This is a genomic window from Cecembia calidifontis (assembly GCF_004216715.1).
Classification (GTDB): domain Bacteria; phylum Bacteroidota; class Bacteroidia; order Cytophagales; family Cyclobacteriaceae; genus Cecembia_A; species Cecembia_A calidifontis.
This window is the reverse complement of the sequence record NZ_SGXG01000001.1, coordinates 1067834-1085988: the sequence shown is the minus strand read 5'-3', so window position 1 is coordinate 1085988 and position 18155 is coordinate 1067834. Positions and strand designations below refer to the sequence as shown.

Here is an 18155-nt window from a genome sequence, read left to right as displayed (position 1 = left end):
TTTAAAACGCATTAAACTTATCGCCTAAATAATGCTTCAAGTTCCATTTTTTGGTGGTGTCTAAAGCACGTTCAAGGCAAATGAATTTTTGAGTGTTGTGTTTTTTGAAATGCTCCACCGTTGCCATATCAATGGAAATGTCTAAGCAAATCAAGGTTTCTTTTTCTCCGTCTGTGGCAAAGAAGATTTCATTTTTCTTAAACTCCTCTTGCTTGGTTAAAGTGTAATTGAGTGTGAAACCATTTTTGATTAAAATTTCGGTAACTAATTCATCACGGTTGAAAGCGGTAATGAGTTGTGCTTCTTTGTCTCTGATATATTTTTTCAGCAACTCAATATTTTCTTCGGTTGTTTTTTCAGGGTCGGGAGCCCACTCTACTCTTGGGAAGTTTGATTTTACTAATTTGAAAACCTTAAAGCCCAAACCTTTTATAGCATCTTCTTTGTGTCCGTTGGTAAATAAATCGGGCTGCTCTTTTTTCTTTTCTTCTATGATTCGCTCTACAACTCGTTTGTTGCGTTCAATGGTAATGTCACTTATCTTTTTGTAACCTGCTTTAAATGCTTCGCTTTTAGGGTCGGTAGCTTCAGGTATCTGAACTAGTATGTATTTTCTATTGCCTTCATCCTCTTTGTTTAACTCTGTAATTGCGTGGGCTGTTGTTCCTGAACCGCCAAAGAAATCAAGAATAATATCATCTTTTCCCATTCCAAGCTGTGCTATTCTTTTTATTAATCCTGTTGGTTTTGGAAAAGTGAAAATAGAAAGTGAACCTAAAATATTTTCAATTTCAGTAGACGCTTCGTCATTACTAGCAACATCATCGAGCCAAGTATTGGGTAATTGTCCTTCTAATTCGGAAAGAAAGATTTTAATACGTGGCATACCTTCACCATTTCTCGGAACAACAAGTCTATTCTCCGCTATATATCTTTCATAAGTTTCAGGCGAGCAACTCCATCGTGCAGTAATTTTTCTACCATTTGGTAGTGTCAATTCCCATTCAGGGTTAGTTGAGCTCTCTGGCCTTGCAAGAGGTCCTGTTTGATAAACTCCTCTTGGATCATTATCAGGATTTGAAAAAGATTGATTAATAAATTCCTGAGTATAGGGTAATTTGTTTATTACGAGATTTTCTTTACTTTTTGCATAAACAACAACATATTCGTGAACTGGTGCTATGTGTGTTGCTAAATTGGCTTGTGTTTTTCTTCTCCTTCTTACCAATTCACAGATAAAATTGTCCTCTCCAAAAACTTCATCACATAGTTTTCTCAAATGATGAACCTCGTTATCATCAATGGAAATAAAAATCACTCCATCCTCACGTAAAAGTTGCCTTGCAATTAGCAAACGGCTATACATCATATTCAGCCAGTTGCTGTGGTATCTTCCGTCTGTTTCGGTGTTGGTGTCAATTTTTAATCCTTCTTCGATTACGCCTGCATCTTCCCAATAGGCTTTTTTGTCTTGCGAATAATTGTCAGAATAAACAAAGTCCTTTCCAGTGTTGTAAGGCGGGTCAATGTAAATGCACTTAACTTTTTCTCTGTATGCAGTGCTTAACAATTTCAGCACTTCCAAATTTTCACCTTCAATAATTAAGTTGTCTGTTTCTGTTGCGTTTACACTTCTTTTCTCGTCAAAAATTAATGTGGCATTGCTTGGCGAAAATGCTTTGCGTTTGGCTGCACTTTTCCCAAACCAACGAAATTCGTAGCGCTCCGTTTCGCTTACGCTTTCGGGGTCAACTACTTTTTTTAGTTCATTGATATTCAACTTTCCTTCATTTGTAAAAAGGTCGGGAAACATTTTTTTCAAAGTTTCCAAACGCTCTTTGTTCCAGTCGTTGCTCAATGGCATATAATCGTTAATGTTTTCCATTTCTTTATGCTTGTTCAATTATTGAATTAATCGTTTTGGTAGCTTCTGTTTTAAAGTAGCTGTATTCTTTTACCGGTGCTTTGTAATGCACTTCCACGCCCAAGGCTTCAAAGTGTTTCATTGCACATTTAATACGGTAAACTTCACTTTCGGTCAACGACTTTTTATCGTTGATGTCGTTTGTTCCTTTGGTTTCAATTACAAAATAATACTCGCTTTCACTTCCAGTTTTCAAACTCTTGCGTTTCATTACCAAACCGAAGTCGGGCTCATATTCGCCAATTGGTGTTTTTATTTTGTAATAGCTCGGAAGTTTGAGGAAACAAATTATTTCATCATCAAGGTCGGCTGTTTTAGCAAACCATCTTTCTACATCACTATCCACGAGCATTTTATCAAACACGCCTCTTTTGGGCGTTTCCACATACGCCTGTGGTGCAATATTTTTTACAAAATCATCAAAGGAGAATGGAAATTCTTCACCAGTCAAATGATAGTCAAGTCCTCTTATCATTTCGTCCAATTCAATGTTGCGAATAATAGCTGCCGCCTGGTGAATAAATTGCGGTGGATTTTTTACAAAATGTTCGTGATTGGTAATTCCTTCCACTATTTTAAAAAGCGTTCTATAACTTAACCCTGTGTTCTCGCTTAGTTCTTCCACCAAATCCAATGGCGTGAAGTAGGCTTTCAAAGCATAAGTTTCAGTTCCACCAAAATCATCTTTTATTCCTTCTTCTGTAATTTCGCCAATAGAACGGCTGCTCACTTCTGCCACATAATCGGCAATATTTATTTTGTTGATTTCCTCTTTTGATTTTTCAATGAGATTTTCTTCATTGAACGAAATGAGATAATCCGTTTTCTTGGCTAATGATTTCCAAAAGCGTTTGAAAGCTGCATCAATCGGCTCATTTGTGTTGCGTTTAAAATGAACTTCATTTTGCGGTTTTCCTTTGTGTGTATGTGTTAGCCCTGCACCTGCTTTGGTTGTTCCGTAAACTTCTTTAATTTCTTCCTGATACTGAGTTACAAATGTTTCGTAAGTTTCGTTTGGAATAACTGTTAGCTGATTGATGCGTTCCGTATCTTCTACATTTAAAGCATCATAAATTCTGTGTCCGTCTTGATTTACACAAATTCTCAAACCTCTACCAATTTCCTGACGTTTACGGATTTCTGAATAAGCTGTGTTGAGTGTTGCGATATTGAAAACATTCGGATTGTCCCAACCAACACCCAATGCAGAGTGAGAAAAAATGAACTGAACAGGGTTTGTAATGGTTAAAAGTTCTTCCTTACCTTTTAAAATCAATTCGTAGATTTTCTTTTGCTCTTTTTGTCCTCCTTCATTGTCGGCAAATTCTCCGCTTGCTTTTTGAGCAAAATAATATCCCTGAATTTGGTTGATGTGTTCGTCTGTTGGCTGTTTACCTTCGTTCATTTCAGCATAAACCAGTTTATATTTTTCAATGAAAAGTTCTTTAATGATTGGCGTTTCGCCAATGTAGTTAGCTACTTTATCAATGAAAATGAGAGAAAGGCATTTTATACCTTGCTCCGCAAATTTTTGTGTTTTTTGAAAATGTCTGCGGATAAGCCATTCCAATTGTAAAGCCCAAATGCTTTGTAAGTTTCCTGATGATTGTTTTTCTTCTAAGACTGCACCATTTGAAAATTCAACAGACCATTTTCCAGTCTTTAAACTTTTGTTGATACGGGTAATTTTGTAATTCAAATAACTTGGGTTATTTGTTTTCTCTCCCAAGTTGTCGCCAACTTTTAACCAGTTGGTTTCTTCAAACACATATTTTCCACCTTTCATTTTCCACGCTTTCAGTTTGGCTTTTGGGTCGCCTTTTCCGTTTTGTGTTTGGGAGAGTTCAATTTTTATAGTGGCTTCATCATTTTTTTCGGTTACGGTCAAGACTTCAATTTTCTTTACCAAACCTTGCTTGTAACTATCGTAAGGAGTTAAGCGGTAAACCAAGTTTTTCAAAACCTTATGTGTAGCCGAATAACGAAGTTTGTATAATGGATTGAGTTTGGCGATTTGTTTAATGGAGTTTTCCGTATCCATTCCTTCCTGTGGCTCGTCCATTATAATAATCGGGTTTGTCTTGCCGATTGCATCAATGAAAGGAATGTTTGCAAACAAATCTTCTCTTTGTGCCTGATTTAAAATTTTGTCCTCCGAGTTGAACGAAGCAAGTGTCATTACCATTACTTGCGGATGCTGTTCTTCAATAAAGTTGGTTACTTTATTCAGTCGTTTACTGTCATACTCAAATGCTTTGGGAGTGAAACCATAAATGTTTTCAAGTTGCTTGTCAAAAATTTTAAACGCACTCAAAACACCTTGTCGGATGGCAACTGAAGGAACTAAAATGATGAACTTGGTAAATCCGTAATGTTTATAAAGTTCATAAATGGTTTTGATGTAAACGAGTGTCTTTCCCGTTCCTGTTTCCATTTCAATACAAAGGTCGTTGTCTGTTGAAAGTTTGGCGGTTTCTTCGTCAATTCCGTTTTCAGTCAAAACGCCTTTGATGTTTTCTTTTATTTGTTCTGCTGTCAGTTTGCAAACATTGGAGCGGATGCCTTCAATGCAAGCATTGTCAAAAGTGTTTTTCTCCGTTCCGTCAAAGACTTTCACCACCGATTGAACGGCAATGTCCTGATATTTTAAACTCTCTAATTGTAATTCCATTACTTTTTACCGTTCTTCTTGGTTAAGTATTTAATTTCTTCTTCTGCTACTTTGAGGGCATCAGTTGCGAATTCTTCGTCTTTAATTTCATAAACGACACGGTCGCTTATCCATAGGATTAATAGTTCTTTTTCATTGGTTTCAAAGTATTTGGCTAATTTCTTAACCTGTTCTTTTGTAGCTGTTCTTTTATTGTGTTCCATTTTGCTTAGAACTGCTTGGTCAATGTCAAGATAAGAAGCAACTATGCGTAAAGGCAATTGCCTTTCTTTTCTAAACTTTTTTATGGTTTCTCCGAAAGTTGGCATAAGTTTATTTTGCTTCAGTTGGTTCGGCTTTGGCAGCAACTATTTTTTCGATTTCAGTTACTGTCATTAGTTGATTAATCATTTCTTTCAGTTCTGCAATCTTAACTTCTGTAATATTACCTTGTCTATGATTCATCATCAAATTCAACGGTTTTAAGTCTGCTCTGTTGGGTTTATTAATTCCTAAGAAAGTTTCTAAATCTGCATCAAAACTTTTTATGTGCCAAGTAAATTCATTTTTGTTTGCCTCAATGAAATCATTTATATATTTATGAATGTCCTTATCGTTATCAGAATCCATAAGAACAGAATGAGAAATACCAAGTTTACCAAACAAATTCATATAGCGATGAATACTGAATTTGCCCATAGCATCTAAGAAGTAAATATGTTTTTCTTTTAAATCTTGCCATTTTGTATTTAGCAAGTAATCAATGAATATTTTTTCAGATGCTCCTTCACATATAATTATGTGTTTTGCAAAAAATAATGATGAACGTTCGCTATCAAGCCATAAAAAATACTTTATCGTTTCTTCTTCAAGTTTTAATGCTAAGTCAGGTGCAGCATTCCCTAAATTTTTGTTGTTTATTTTAGCTTTTATTGGGTCTGGTGTTGTCCCATCAGCTAATAAATCAGAAAAGAGTTTGAATAAACTTAAGTTTGCATCAAATAGTTTTTCAATTTCATTCCTCCTGATTTGGAATATATTAGTATGACCTTTTTTCTTTTGAACTTTAATTATGGAGTTAAGAGCCATTGTGTTTTTACACACAAAAATCGGTGAGTGAGTGGTGATTAAAATTTGTTGATTATTTTCAGTTGAAATTTTTTGCAAGTTCAAGTTCATTTGCTCCTGTTGTGACGGATGCAAAAATGCTTCGGGTTCTTCAAAAAGTATTAGTGTAAAATCAGGCGAAAATTCTTTCTTCTTTTCTTCTTTTTTGTCTGCATAGTTTGAGGATAATTTGATTAATGTATAAATCAAATGTCTTTGCAAACCTTGCCCTAATGAAGTAACGTCAATTTCTTTATTACCAGTAAGATTGTTGTCTTGAATGTAATGAGAAAGCAAACTTTTGACAATGTCAGGTGGTTTTATAGGATTTATCTTTATTCCAAATTTTATTTCCCAAGTTTTCAGTTCACTATTTATTTCATCTTCTATCACATTCATTGAATAACCATCTTCGCTTGTTTCCTTTTGAAAGTCTGCATTAAATTTGTCAAATGAACCGTTTAATGATTCAAATGATTTACTTGATTTAATAACCTTTCCAAAAACATAATTAACCATTTCCCTAAAAGGACTTGGACCTGATAGTTTAAGATTTTCGTCAGATTTTGAGAGTTCAGGTATGTATATAATACGACCAAGTTTATTTTGTGAAACTCCCTTTGCTCCATAAAATAGATTAGTGGAAAGTGTTCCTTTTTCGTATGCGTAAATATTGCTTTGATTTCCTTTTACTAAATCAGGATTTTCAGACTTGAAATAACGTCTTACACGTAAAATGTTGTCATCTGATTTATACTCATCTTTTAAAGATTCTTGCTCTTCTGGGGTGGTGCTAAAATAAAGTTCTATCCAACTTTCCTTGTCCTTCGTTGGTATTTTAGGGAAGTCGCTGCCTTCGCTAAATCTTACTCCAGCATCTTCATAGAAAGCTCTTAGTGCTGAAATTACAGTCGTCTTTCCAGCGTTATTTTCTCCAACTAAAAGTGAGTAATCCGCCAAGTCAAACTCGCTATCAAGTATTGAACGGAAATTGTGAATGATAACCTTTGATATTTTCATCTTTGAATCTGTTTGCTTTGACAAATTTCGTCAAAGGTAATAAAGTCTGTTTTATTGACCTTGAAAAAGTTAAATTCTTTTCAACATCCTTATTGCGGGTCGGCAAAATTGGCTCTTTTGGGGTTTGCTGTGGGTCGGGTCGTGCGATGGGGCAAACCCCAAATGTGCCAATGTGCGGTTGGCTAAAATTATTTTTTAAAATGTGCGGTGGAAAAAATTTTTAAAACCATTTGGGTCGGGATGCGTGTCGGAAAAGTCAGGTCGGTTATGTCAAGGAACAGCGAAATTGTCTGCCGAATTAAGGTCGTTTTTTGGTATTCGTGTCGGTTCTCTACGCTTGCTGGTAACGGTTTCGGGCTTGGCGAAGGTGGCGATTTACACCACAAATGTTGATGCGGAGAACGACACTATCCCGATAAGTGTGTAAACTTCAAATTATGGTTTTATTGTCAGGTATCAAGAAGCCTGACCCTATCACCAAATATAAGCAGGAAACTGTTAAGAATAGCTCCCCAGTCTCTGATAGGCATAGTCCATTTTTTCGATGCTTCTCTTGCAGCCAGGAAAACAGACTTCATTACGGCATCATCTGTCGGGAAAGAGAGCTTGTTTTTGGTGTATTTTCTGATCTTTCCATTGAGATTTTCAATCAGGTTGGTGGTATAGATGATTTTACGGATTTCAGCCGGGTAATCGAAGAAAACGGTGAGTTCATCCCAGTTGTCCCTCCAGCTTTTGATGGCATAAGCGTATTTGGATTCCCATTTTTTGGCAAAATCGTTCAGGGCAGCCCAAGCAGCATCTTTTGTAGGGGCGGTATAAATTTCCTTCATATCCCTTGTAAACGCCCTGCGGTCTTTCCATGCGACATATCTACATGCGTTTCTGATCTGGTGGACGACACATATCTGAGTGACTGATTGGGGGAATGAAGCTTTTATCGTATCAGTAAACCCGTTCAGGTTGTCAGTTGCCGTTATGAGAATATCTTCAACCCCTCTGGCTTTCAGGTCGGTGAGTACCCCCATCCAGAAAGCCGAAGATTCATTCTTGCCAAGCCAAAGGCCTAGGATCTCTTTAAGGCCGTTAGTTCTGAGGCCAACGGCAATATAAACGGTCTTGTTGACCACTTTGGAGTTCTCCCTGACTTTGAAGGATATACCATCCATCCAAACGATCAGGTATACAGGGTCAAGCGGCCTGTTTCTCCATGCAACAATATCCTCCGCTACGGCACCGGTAACCCTTGAGATGGTGGAGGAGGAAACATTGATGTCATAAAGCTCCCGGATCTGTTCTTCGATGTCCTGGTTTGACATTCCCTTGGCATACATGGAAATGATCACGTTTTCAACGCCCTCCGCCATGCTTCTGCGTTTGGGCACAAGGGCAGGCTCAAAGCTGCCGTCCCTGTCTCTTGGGACTCTGATTTCAGCTTCCCCAAATGTGTTTTTTATTGTTTTGGTGGAATAGCCGTTCCTTGAATTGGGATTATCGGAATTCTGATGCTTTTCATAGCCAAGATGGGCATCCAGCTCGCCTTCAAGCATTTTCTCAACGGCTCTTTTCTGAAGCTGTTGAAGGAAGGAATTAAGCTCCCCGGCAGTCCTGAACTGCTTGAGGAAGTCATCATTTAGGAGATCTTCTTTTTTCATTTTTGTAATCTGTGTGTTATAAAGGTAAGAAATTGTCCACACACAGACCGGGGGGCGCCTACCGCGGGTTCCTCAAATTCCCTGTGCGATTTCTTCTAAATCACACAGAGAATTTCGAGGTTTAACTTTAACTTCGTAAGTAGTGAAACCAACTTACACAGTTTGTGTCATAGTCCCCGGAGAACCAATGTTTGATTAACCACAAATGTGTCTGCGGAGCACTGAACCGCCACTTTTGCCAAACCCGTGTTATCGGCTGTGGCTTTGTCTTTCGTTCTGCTATTTGTGTATTCTGTCCTGTGTGTCAATATTATCTCTTTTATGGATTACAACAGTCGCAATACGTTGGGTCTTCGGTTGTTTTTTTATTTGGATACATTTCTTCTTTTGTGAATTTGCACTGTTGGCAGACATAAATATAGCTTAGTGTTGAGTTTGTCGGTGAACTACATAAGCTACATTCAAGACCCTTTTTAGCATCTGTTATTCCAAAACCCGGTGTTTGACATTGAGGGCAAGTTGATTTAATTTTTTGCACCAGTTTTTGTGTTGCTTGTTCAATCACACTCATTCGTGTAGGGTTATACATAGCTCTCATATCCGTTTCTGCATAAACTGAATTGTATTTCGAGAAAAAATAGTTAAATGATTTCTGCAAAATTTCACTTTCGGTTATCCCTTTATAAATATCCGTATTTTCATCTTTTGATTTTCTAAGAATTAAACCGTGTGCTGGAAAACCAACCTGTTCTGCAAACTCAAAAAGTTCTTTTTGAGTTTGGATTTGTCTACCATTAAAATTAGTTGAAGTGCTTAATTCTCGAGCGATTACTTCTATGTTATTTTTTGTGTCAATAAAAATTAAAAATTCATCGTCAGCACTTATAAAAAACATAGATGGGTGTGGGCCAAATGAACCCTCACTTGCAATTCCTAAATCACAGTTGTTTGCTTTCATTGCCCGCAGACATTTTTCTCTTGCCGTTGAAATTGGGTCAAGTTCTCTCTCTACTTCACCTGTAAATGTTCCCAAAGCATCCGTATCAAAAGTTTCATCTGTAAAGCAATTTACACCCAATTCTTTTTCGAGAATAGGTGCAATCACTTGCTCTTTGTGGTGCTTGGTTGCGATGATTATTTTTCTGTTTTGAAACATTTCATTCCCAATTAATTTGATTTTGATAGTGATAATCCTCTTTTCGTTTCGTCAAAATTCCCCTTGTCATAAGTTAAATTACCATTTACAAATGTATGGGTCACTTTGGTTTGAAAAGTTGTTCCTTCTAATGGTGACCAACCGCATTTAGATAAAATGTTATTCTTGTCAACTGTCCAGCTTGAATTTAAGTCAACAATAGTGAGGTCTGCATAGTAACCTTCTCGTATGAAACCTCGGTTTTCAATGCCGTAAAGTATCGCTGGATTATGACACATTTTTTCGGCAATTTTTTCCAATGATATTAGTCCTTGTTTGAAAAACTCTAACATAATATTCAATGAATGCTGAATTATCGGTGCACCCGACATTGATTGAAAATATGATTTTTGTTTTTCGTCTAATGTATGGGGTGCGTGGTCTGTAGTTACGATGTCTATTCTATCGTCTAACAAAGCTTTTAAAAGTCCTTTTTTGTCCTTTTCAGTTTTTATCGCTGGGTTCCATTTTATTAAAGTTCCCAAACGCTTGTAGTCTTTGTCAGAAAACCACAAATGATGAACCGAAACTTCGGTTGTTACATTTTTCTCTTTTAGAGGAATGTCATTTCTAAATAAATGTGTTTCTGCTTCAGTCGTCAGGTGCAGAATGTGAAGTCGAGCTTTAAGTTTGTTAGCTATGTCAATTGCTCTTTTGGTTGCTTCATAACAAGCTTTTTCGCTTCTAATAATTGGATGAAATTCAATAGGCACATTTTCTCCATATTTTTCACGATATATGTTTTCGTTCTCTTCAACTATTTGTTCTTTTTCAGAATGAATGGCAATAATGGATTTGCAGTTCGCAAACAGTTTTTCCATTGTTTCTGGATTATCAGCAAGTAGGTTGCCTTTTTTTGTAAAGTAAAGTCCGTCATCTGAAACGCCTAACAGTTTTGATGTCTCGAGCTTAATTATTTCATCAAGGTTGTCTCCATTTACACCTAAAAGGAAGCCAAAATTGGCCAAAGATTTTTTAGATGCTATTTGATATTTTTCATTTAAGATGTCAATGGTTAATACATTCGGTAACGTATTTGGCATATCAATAAATGAAGTCACGCCACCAGCAATAGCGGCTTTACTTTCTGTGTAAAGGTCGCCTTTGTGTGTTAGTCCAGGCTCACGAAAATGAACTTGTCCGTCTATAATACCTGGAAATAAATACTTGCCTGTCCCGTCAACTATTTTTACATTTTTGTGGTCGATTAGTTGTCCGATTGAATGAATTAAACCATTCTCAATAAATAGGTCAGCAACGGTTATTTGTCCCTCATTTACTATGCTTATATTTTTGATTAGAGTTTTTTCTGTCATTGTAAATTGTCTGTCTGTTTCGGGTCTTGCCATTGCCGATAACGGTCTCGTGTATGAGCAGTAGCGGATTTATATCCACTAAACTGTCAGATAGCAAGATACTTAATTAAACGCAAAAACGGCTCAAGTTTGCACCTGAACCGCTATTGCTTATACACAATGTTGTAGGCTTTTTTTATAACCCAAGTGCATAATAGTGGGTACCTGGCAAATCTTCATAAACTCCTTCAATCAGTACACCGCCTTTCTTATCCTTTAGTGCTGTTTCCAAATCATCGACCGACTTGATGACCCGACCATCTATTTTAGTGATGATAAAACCTTCTTTGATGGCTGTGTTGCGTTTGAGCTTGCCAGCAAAAAGCTTACTTACTTTTACTCCTCCGTCAATGTTGAGTTTTTTGGCGGTTTTCTTGTCCAGATCTTCAAATTGTGCGCCTAAATTGTTAAATATAGTGGTTCGGGCTTTGTCGAGGAAGTTCGTTTCACCTTCACGATTGCGTAACACTACCTGACTCACCACTTCTTTCCCCTTGCGGTTCACTTTTACCTCTAATTTATCGCCAGGTCGATGGCTTGCCACCACTTCTTGTAGTTCAGAGGTAGTATTTACTTTCTTACCGTCAATTTCCACAATTACATCGCCCTCTTTAATGCCTGCTTCTTTGGCGGCACTATTTTGACCCACACTGTCCACATATACACCAGTTTCTACCTCCAACTCTTTCTCTTTTATTAACGTAGCATCTACCCCACGAATAGTAATCCCTAAGAAACCACGTTGTACTATTCCGTACTTTAATAAGTCTTCTACTACTTTGTTTACGATGTTGGAAGGCACAGCAAAGCCATAACCCGCATAAGCACCTGTTGGACTGGCAATAGCAGTATTGATACCAATCAATCCTCCACTCAGGTTAATCAAAGCACCTCCGCTATTACCCGGGTTGATAGCCGCATCGGTTTGAATAAACGATTCTACGGCAAACTGCTCCCGTAAAATATTGATATTACGTGATTTTGCACTAACAATGCCCGCTGTTACGGTAGAGTTAAGGTTAAAGGGGTTACCCACAGCAAGTACCCACTCTCCTACTTTCACATCATCAGAATTGACCAACGGCAAGGTACTTAATCCGCTGGCTTTTATTTGAAGCAAGGCAAGGTCTGTGGAAGGGTCAGTACCTACCACAGTAGCCTTGAAGGTGCGGTTATCGTGAAGCGTAACTTCAATATCGTCAGCATTGGCAATTACGTGGTTGTTAGTAACAATATAGCCTTCACTATTGATAATTACGCCTGAACCAGTACCTACCCTTGCCTGTGGCTCTCTCGGTTGTGGAGTTTGGTAATATCTGCGTGGGCCAAAGAATTGCTCAAAAAAATCATCTCCACCGAAAAACTCTTTAAATGGGTCTGGCAGTTCACGGTACTGGTAAGAATTATTGCTATTGGTATATTGCTGTATTTGGGTTGATTTAATATGTACCACAGCATCCATTGCTTTCTCTGCCAATTGTGTAAAATCTACCGGTATCATATTGCCGTTTTCATCGGCAGTATAAAGCGCACCTTGAGCAGGGGTGCCCGAAACGTGTTCTATTTTAACACTTTTGCCAAAGTCAGTAAATTGAGGAACAGCAAAGAACACCCCCAAAGAAACGACTAAGGCTATCAATGCAGAAACTCCATAGTTTTTCATAGTCATTTCGACTTAAAAGTGAAACATAAGTTAAAATGAAAAGCAGGGGAGAGAGCCTAAAGGCTATTACTCCCACATTTACCTAGGCTGCCATTCGGTCTGATGCTTTGTAAGCTGTATCAGTCTGGTTTGACATCCGTTTAACGGTCGCTTTTTCTCTCACAAGAATTGTACTCAAACGAAGCTTATTCAACCAATTCATCACCTCTCGGAAGTTGAAACTCAAATAAAGAAGACAGCCATAAATTAGGGTGATAGCTGATAAGCCAAGTGCTAATTTATCCATAGTTACCTCCTTTTTTTATGGTTCAACATCAAACAAATAGAGTGTTTTACTTCACCTCAATGACTCTGGTCAATTTTTCGTAACCCGCCTTTTTGCCCAAACGGATATTCAACACTCCGTTTTCCATTTTTGCCTGTACTTGCTCAGGGTCAGCACCCTGCGGAAGTTGAAAAACTCGCTGGAAACTGGCATAGCCAAATTCTCTACGCATCCAGTTCTTATCTTTTTCCTCTTTTTCGTACTGTTTTTCCGATGAAATTTTTAGGTACCCGTCTTGAACTTCAACTTTAATATCTTTTTTGTCAAGTCCGGGAACAGCTACTGCCACTTCAAAAGCCTTGTTTTCATCACTGATGTTTACCGAAGGTAAGGTCGCCACTTCTTCGTGTTCAGCACTACCTTGACCCATAATCTTACCAAAGAAATTCTCCACAACCTTGGGGAATTTTGGTTTTATATTTTTTGTCCATTTAACTAAGTCCATAAGAATAAGTTGTTTAAAGGTTCAACACTAAAGTAGAGAAGGGTGGCGGTTGTACACCACCCATCGAAGTAAAATTGATTATGAAATTTCAATTAGCTTAGGTGGTTGCGGTTTCGCTTCCTCTTTCTTAGGAATATTCACTTGCAACACACCGTTTTCGTACTTGGCTTCGATTTTTTCACTATCTGCACTATCAGGCAAGGTGAAAGAACGTTGGAAAGCACGATAAGCAAATTCTCTACGAGTGTACTTATCTTGTTCTTCTTTTGCTCTTCTTGCTTTTCAGAAGAAATAGTCAGTACATTATTTTCCAAATTAATTTTGAAATCGGCTTTTTCCATACCTGGTGCTGCCATTTCAACCAAGAAGCCATCATTGTCTTCCTTGATGTTTACGGCAGGAAGTGTAGTATTGGTAGCTGAAAAGTTGTTATGTCTCCAATTACCGAATTCGGTATTGAAGAAGTCATCGAACAAGCTGCTAAAAGCAGGGAATGCACGGTTTGAATCATACTTTACAATTGCCATAGTTGAAAATATTTAAGGTTAAACATAAATGAACATCAAAACACTTTTACGACTTACAACTGATGTACCAATAAGAATTGAATGACATTTTGTCCTAAATAAGGATAAAACCTAAAAAATAACCGTCATTATGACATATTTATTCAATTAATCCTGCCAATAGGTTGGGCATTGTGGTACATACCTTCTTTGAAAATTGCCTACAACGGTTTCGGGCTTGGCGAAGGTGGCGATTTACACCACAAATGTTGATGCGGAGAACCAATGTTTGATTAACCACAAATGTGTCTGCGGAGCACTGAACCGCCACTTTTGCCAAACCCGTGTTATCGGCTGTGGCTTTGTCTTTCGTTCTGCTATTTGTGTATTCTGTCCTGTGTGTCAATATTATCTCTTTTATGGATTACAACAGTCGCAATACGTTGGGTCTTCGGTTGTTTTTTTATTTGGATACATTTCTTCTTTTGTGAATTTGCACTGTTGGCAGACATAAATATAGCTTAGTGTTGAGTTTGTCGGTGAACTACATAAGCTACATTCAAGACCCTTTTTAGCATCTGTTATTCCAAAACCCGGTGTTTGACATTGAGGGCAAGTTGATTTAATTTTTTGCACCAGTTTTTGTGTTGCTTGTTCAATCACACTCATTCGTGTAGGGTTATACATAGCTCTCATATCCGTTTCTGCATAAACTGAATTGTATTTCGAGAAAAAATAGTTAATGATTTCTGCAAAATTTCACTTTCGGTTATCCCTTTATAAATATCCGTATTTTCATCTTTTGATTTTCTAAGAATTAAACCGTGTGCTGGAAAACCAACCTGTTCTGCAAACTCAAAAGTTCTTGTTGAGTTTGGATTTGTCTACCATTAAAATTAGTTGAAGTGCTTAATTCTCGAGCGATTACTTCTATGTTATTTTTGTGTCAATAAAAATTAAAAATTCATCGTCAGCACTTATAAAAACATAGATGGGTGTGGGCCAAATGAACCCTCACTTGCAATTCCTAAATCACAGTTGTTTGCTTTCATTGCCCGCAGACATTTTCTCTTGCCCGTTGAAATTGGTCAAGTTCTCTCTCTACTTCACCTGTAAATGTTCCCAAAGCATCCGTATCAAAAGTTTTCATCTGTAAAGCAATTTACACCCAATTCTTTTTCGAGAATAGGTGCAATCACTTGCTCTTTGTGGTGCTTGGTTGCGATGATTATTTTTCTGTTTGAAACATTTCATTCCCAATTAATTTGATTTTGATAGTGATAATCCTCTTTTCGTTTCGTCAAAATTCCCCTTGTCATAAGTTAAATTACCATTTACAAATGTATGGGTCACTTTGGTTTGAAAAGTTGTTCCTTCTAATGGTGACCAACCCGCATTTAGATAAAATGTTATTCTTGTCAACTGTCCAGCTTGAATTTAAGTCAACAATAGTGAGGTCTGCATAGTAACCTTCTCGTATGAAACCTCGGTTTTCAATGCCGTAAAGTATCGCTGGATTATGACACATTTTTTCGGCAATTTTTCCAATGATATTAGTCCTTGTTTGAAAAACTCTAACATAATATTCAATGAATGCTGAATTATCGGGTGCACCCGACATTGATTGAAATATGATTTTTGTTTTTCGTCTAATGTATGGGGTGCGTGGTCTGTAGTTACGATGTCTATTCTATCGTCTAACAAAGCTTTTAAAAGTCCTTTTTTGTCCCTTTTCAGTTTTTTATCGCTGGGTTCCATTTATTAAAGTTCCCAAACGCTTGTAGTCTTTGTCAGAAAACCACAAATGATGACCGAACTTCGGTTGTTACATTTTCTCTTTTAGAGGAATGTCATTTCTAAATAAATGTGTTTCTGCTTCAGTCGTCAGGTGCAGAATGTGAAGTCGAGCTTTAAGTTTGTTAGCTATGTCAATTGCTCTTTTGGTTGCTTCATAACAAGCTTTTTCGCTTCTAATAATTGGATGAAATTCAATAGGCACATTTTCTCCATATTTTTCACGATATATGTTTTCGTTCTCTTCAACTATTTGTTCTTTTTCAGAATGAATGGCAATAATGGATTTGCAGTTCGCAAACAGTTTTTCCATTGTTTCTGGATTATCAGCAAGTAGGTTGCCTTTTTTTGTAAAGTAAAGTCCGTCATCTGAAACGCCTAACAGTTTTGATGTCTCGAGCTTAATTATTTCATCAAGGTTGTCTCCATTTACACCTAAAAGGAAGCCAAAATTGGCCAAAGATTTTTTAGATGCTATTTGATATTTTTCATTTAAGATGTCAATGGTTAATACATTCGGTAACGTATTTGGCATATCAATAAATGAAGTCACGCCACCAGCAATAGCGGCTTTACTTTCTGTGTAAAGGTCGCCTTTGTGTGTTAGTCCAGGCTCACGAAAATGAACTTGTCCGTCTATAATACCTGGAAATAAATACTTGCCTGTCCCGTCAACTATTTTTACATTTTTGTGGTCGATTAGTTGTCCGATTGAATGAATTAAACCATTCTCAATAAATAGGTCAGCAACGGTTATTTGTCCCTCATTTACTATGCTTATATTTTTGATTAGAGTTTTTTCTGTCATTGTAAATTGTCTGTCTGTTTCGGGTCTTGCCATTGCCGATAACGGTCTCGTGTATGAGCAGTAGCGGATTTATATCCACTAAACTGTCAGATAGCAAGATACTTAATTAAACGCAAAAACGGCTCAAGTTTGCACCTGAACCGCTATTGCTTATACACAATGTTGTAGGCTTTTTTTATAACCCAAGTGCATAATAGTGGGTACCTGGCAAATCTTCATAAACTCCTTCAATCAGTACACCGCCTTTCTTATCCTTTAGTGCTGTTTCCAAATCATCGACCGACTTGATGACCCGACCATCTATTTTAGTGATGATAAAACCTTCTTTGATGGCTGTGTTGCGTTTGAGCTTGCCAGCAAAAAGCTTACTTACTTTTACTCCTCCGTCAATGTTGAGTTTTTTGGCGGTTTTCTTGTCCAGATCTTCAAATTGTGCGCCTAAATTGTTAAATATAGTGGTTCGGGCTTTGTCGAGGAAGTTCGTTTCACCTTCACGATTGCGTAACACTACCTGACTCACCACTTCTTTCCCCTTGCGGTTCACTTTTACCTCTAATTTATCGCCAGGTCGATGGCTTGCCACCACTTCTTGTAGTTCAGAGGTAGTATTTACTTTCTTACCGTCAATTTCCACAATTACATCGCCCTCTTTAATGCCTGCTTCTTTGGCGGCACTATTTTGACCCACACTGTCCACATATACACCAGTTTCTACCTCCAACTCTTTCTCTTTTATTAACGTAGCATCTACCCCACGAATAGTAATCCCTAAGAAACCACGTTGTACTATTCCGTACTTTAATAAGTCTTCTACTACTTTGTTTACGATGTTGGAAGGCACAGCAAAGCCATAACCCGCATAAGCACCTGTTGGACTGGCAATAGCAGTATTGATACCAATCAATCCTCCACTCAGGTTAATCAAAGCACCTCCGCTATTACCCGGGTTGATAGCCGCATCGGTTTGAATAAACGATTCTACGGCAAACTGCTCCCGTAAAATATTGATATTACGTGATTTTGCACTAACAATGCCCGCTGTTACGGTAGAGTTAAGGTTAAAGGGGTTACCCACAGCAAGTACCCACTCTCCTACTTTCACATCATCAGAATTGACCAACGGCAAGGTACTTAATCCGCTGGCTTTTATTTGAAGCAAGGCAAGGTCTGTGGAAGGGTCAGTACCTACCACAGTAGCCTTGAAGGTGCGGTTATCGTGAAGCGTAACTTCAATATCGTCAGCATTGGCAATTACGTGGTTGTTAGTAACAATATAGCCTTCACTATTGATAATTACGCCTGAACCAGTACCTACCCTTGCCTGTGGCTCTCTCGGTTGTGGAGTTTGGTAATATCTGCGTGGGCCAAAGAATTGCTCAAAAAAATCATCTCCACCGAAAAACTCTTTAAATGGGTCTGGCAGTTCACGGTACTGGTAAGAATTATTGCTATTGGTATATTGCTGTATTTGGGTTGATTTAATATGTACCACAGCATCCATTGCTTTCTCTGCCAATTGTGTAAAATCTACCGGTATCATATTGCCGTTTTCATCGGCAGTATAAAGCGCACCTTGAGCAGGGGTGCCCGAAACGTGTTCTATTTTAACACTTTTGCCAAAGTCAGTAAATTGAGGAACAGCAAAGAACACCCCCAAAGAAACGACTAAGGCTATCAATGCAGAAACTCCATAGTTTTTCATAGTCAT

The 18155-nt window shown here is 37.7% G+C and carries 14 protein-coding genes and 2 pseudogenes; all 16 read right to left on the bottom strand.

Translation table 11 applies throughout. The features are described 5' to 3' along the window. Position 1: 1 nt before the first annotated feature. On the bottom strand, positions 2-1885 hold the full coding sequence (locus tag BC751_RS04645) for a site-specific DNA-methyltransferase (RefSeq protein ID WP_130274520.1): 1884 nt from the start codon (positions 1883-1885) through the stop codon (positions 2-4). A 4-nt stretch (positions 1886-1889) separates the two neighbouring features. Beyond that, the gene (locus tag BC751_RS04640) at positions 1890-4595 is read right to left on the bottom strand and encodes a restriction endonuclease (protein WP_130274519.1); all 2706 of its coding nucleotides are present in this window, start codon (positions 4593-4595) and stop codon (positions 1890-1892) included. Next, positions 4595-4903, bottom strand: a complete 309-nt coding sequence (locus BC751_RS04635) for a helix-turn-helix domain-containing protein (RefSeq protein WP_130274518.1) — start codon at positions 4901-4903, stop codon at positions 4595-4597. The genes BC751_RS04640 and BC751_RS04635 overlap by 1 nt, the downstream gene beginning before the upstream one ends. A gap of 4 nt (positions 4904-4907) precedes the next feature. Continuing rightward, positions 4908-6701, bottom strand: coding sequence for an ATP-dependent nuclease (locus BC751_RS04630; protein ID WP_130274517.1), 1794 nt, complete (start codon positions 6699-6701; stop codon positions 4908-4910). 449 nt (positions 6702-7150) lie between these two features. Continuing rightward, positions 7151-8356 (bottom strand): IS256 family transposase, encoded by a 1206-nt coding sequence (locus BC751_RS04625; protein WP_130274032.1) that lies wholly within the window; start codon positions 8354-8356, stop codon positions 7151-7153. A gap of 319 nt (positions 8357-8675) precedes the next feature. Continuing rightward, on the bottom strand, positions 8676-9512 hold the full coding sequence (locus BC751_RS04620) for a DUF6671 family protein (protein WP_130274510.1): 837 nt from the start codon (positions 9510-9512) through the stop codon (positions 8676-8678). 11 nt (positions 9513-9523) lie between these two features. Next, entirely contained in the window at positions 9524-10900 is a 1377-nt protein-coding gene (locus BC751_RS04615; RefSeq protein WP_341272826.1) for a dihydroorotase, read from the bottom strand. 142 nt (positions 10901-11042) lie between these two features. Next, positions 11043-12569, bottom strand: coding sequence for a Do family serine endopeptidase (locus BC751_RS04610; protein ID WP_130274516.1), 1527 nt, complete (start codon positions 12567-12569; stop codon positions 11043-11045). An 82-nt stretch (positions 12570-12651) separates the two neighbouring features. After that, positions 12652-12855, bottom strand: coding sequence for a hypothetical protein (locus tag BC751_RS04605; protein WP_130274514.1), 204 nt, complete (start codon positions 12853-12855; stop codon positions 12652-12654). Positions 12856-12901: 46 nt separating this feature from the next. Then, the gene (locus tag BC751_RS04600) at positions 12902-13339 is read right to left on the bottom strand and encodes an Hsp20/alpha crystallin family protein (RefSeq protein WP_130274515.1); all 438 of its coding nucleotides are present in this window, start codon (positions 13337-13339) and stop codon (positions 12902-12904) included. A gap of 78 nt (positions 13340-13417) precedes the next feature. Then, positions 13418-13552, bottom strand: a pseudogene (locus BC751_RS22650) (Hsp20/alpha crystallin family protein); the annotation flags it as partial. 710 nt (positions 13553-14262) lie between these two features. Next, a pseudogene (locus BC751_RS22645) lies at positions 14263-14770 on the bottom strand (DUF6671 family protein). A 52-nt stretch (positions 14771-14822) separates the two neighbouring features. Next, positions 14823-14897: a DUF6671 family protein gene (locus BC751_RS22640; protein ID WP_341272856.1), complete on the bottom strand. Its 75-nt coding sequence runs from the start codon at positions 14895-14897 to the stop codon at positions 14823-14825. 275 nt (positions 14898-15172) lie between these two features. Beyond that, entirely contained in the window at positions 15173-15373 is a 201-nt protein-coding gene (locus BC751_RS22635) for an amidohydrolase family protein (RefSeq protein WP_341272855.1), read from the bottom strand. 297 nt (positions 15374-15670) lie between these two features. Next, complete coding sequence (locus tag BC751_RS22630; RefSeq protein ID WP_341272825.1) at positions 15671-16480, bottom strand: amidohydrolase family protein; 810 nt, start codon at positions 16478-16480, stop codon at positions 15671-15673. Between the two features lie 142 nt (positions 16481-16622). Beyond that, positions 16623-18149 carry a Do family serine endopeptidase gene (locus BC751_RS04580; RefSeq protein WP_130274516.1) on the bottom strand — a complete coding sequence of 509 codons (1527 nt, stop codon included), beginning with the start codon at positions 18147-18149 and terminating at the stop codon, positions 16623-16625. Positions 18150-18155 lie beyond the last annotated feature (6 nt).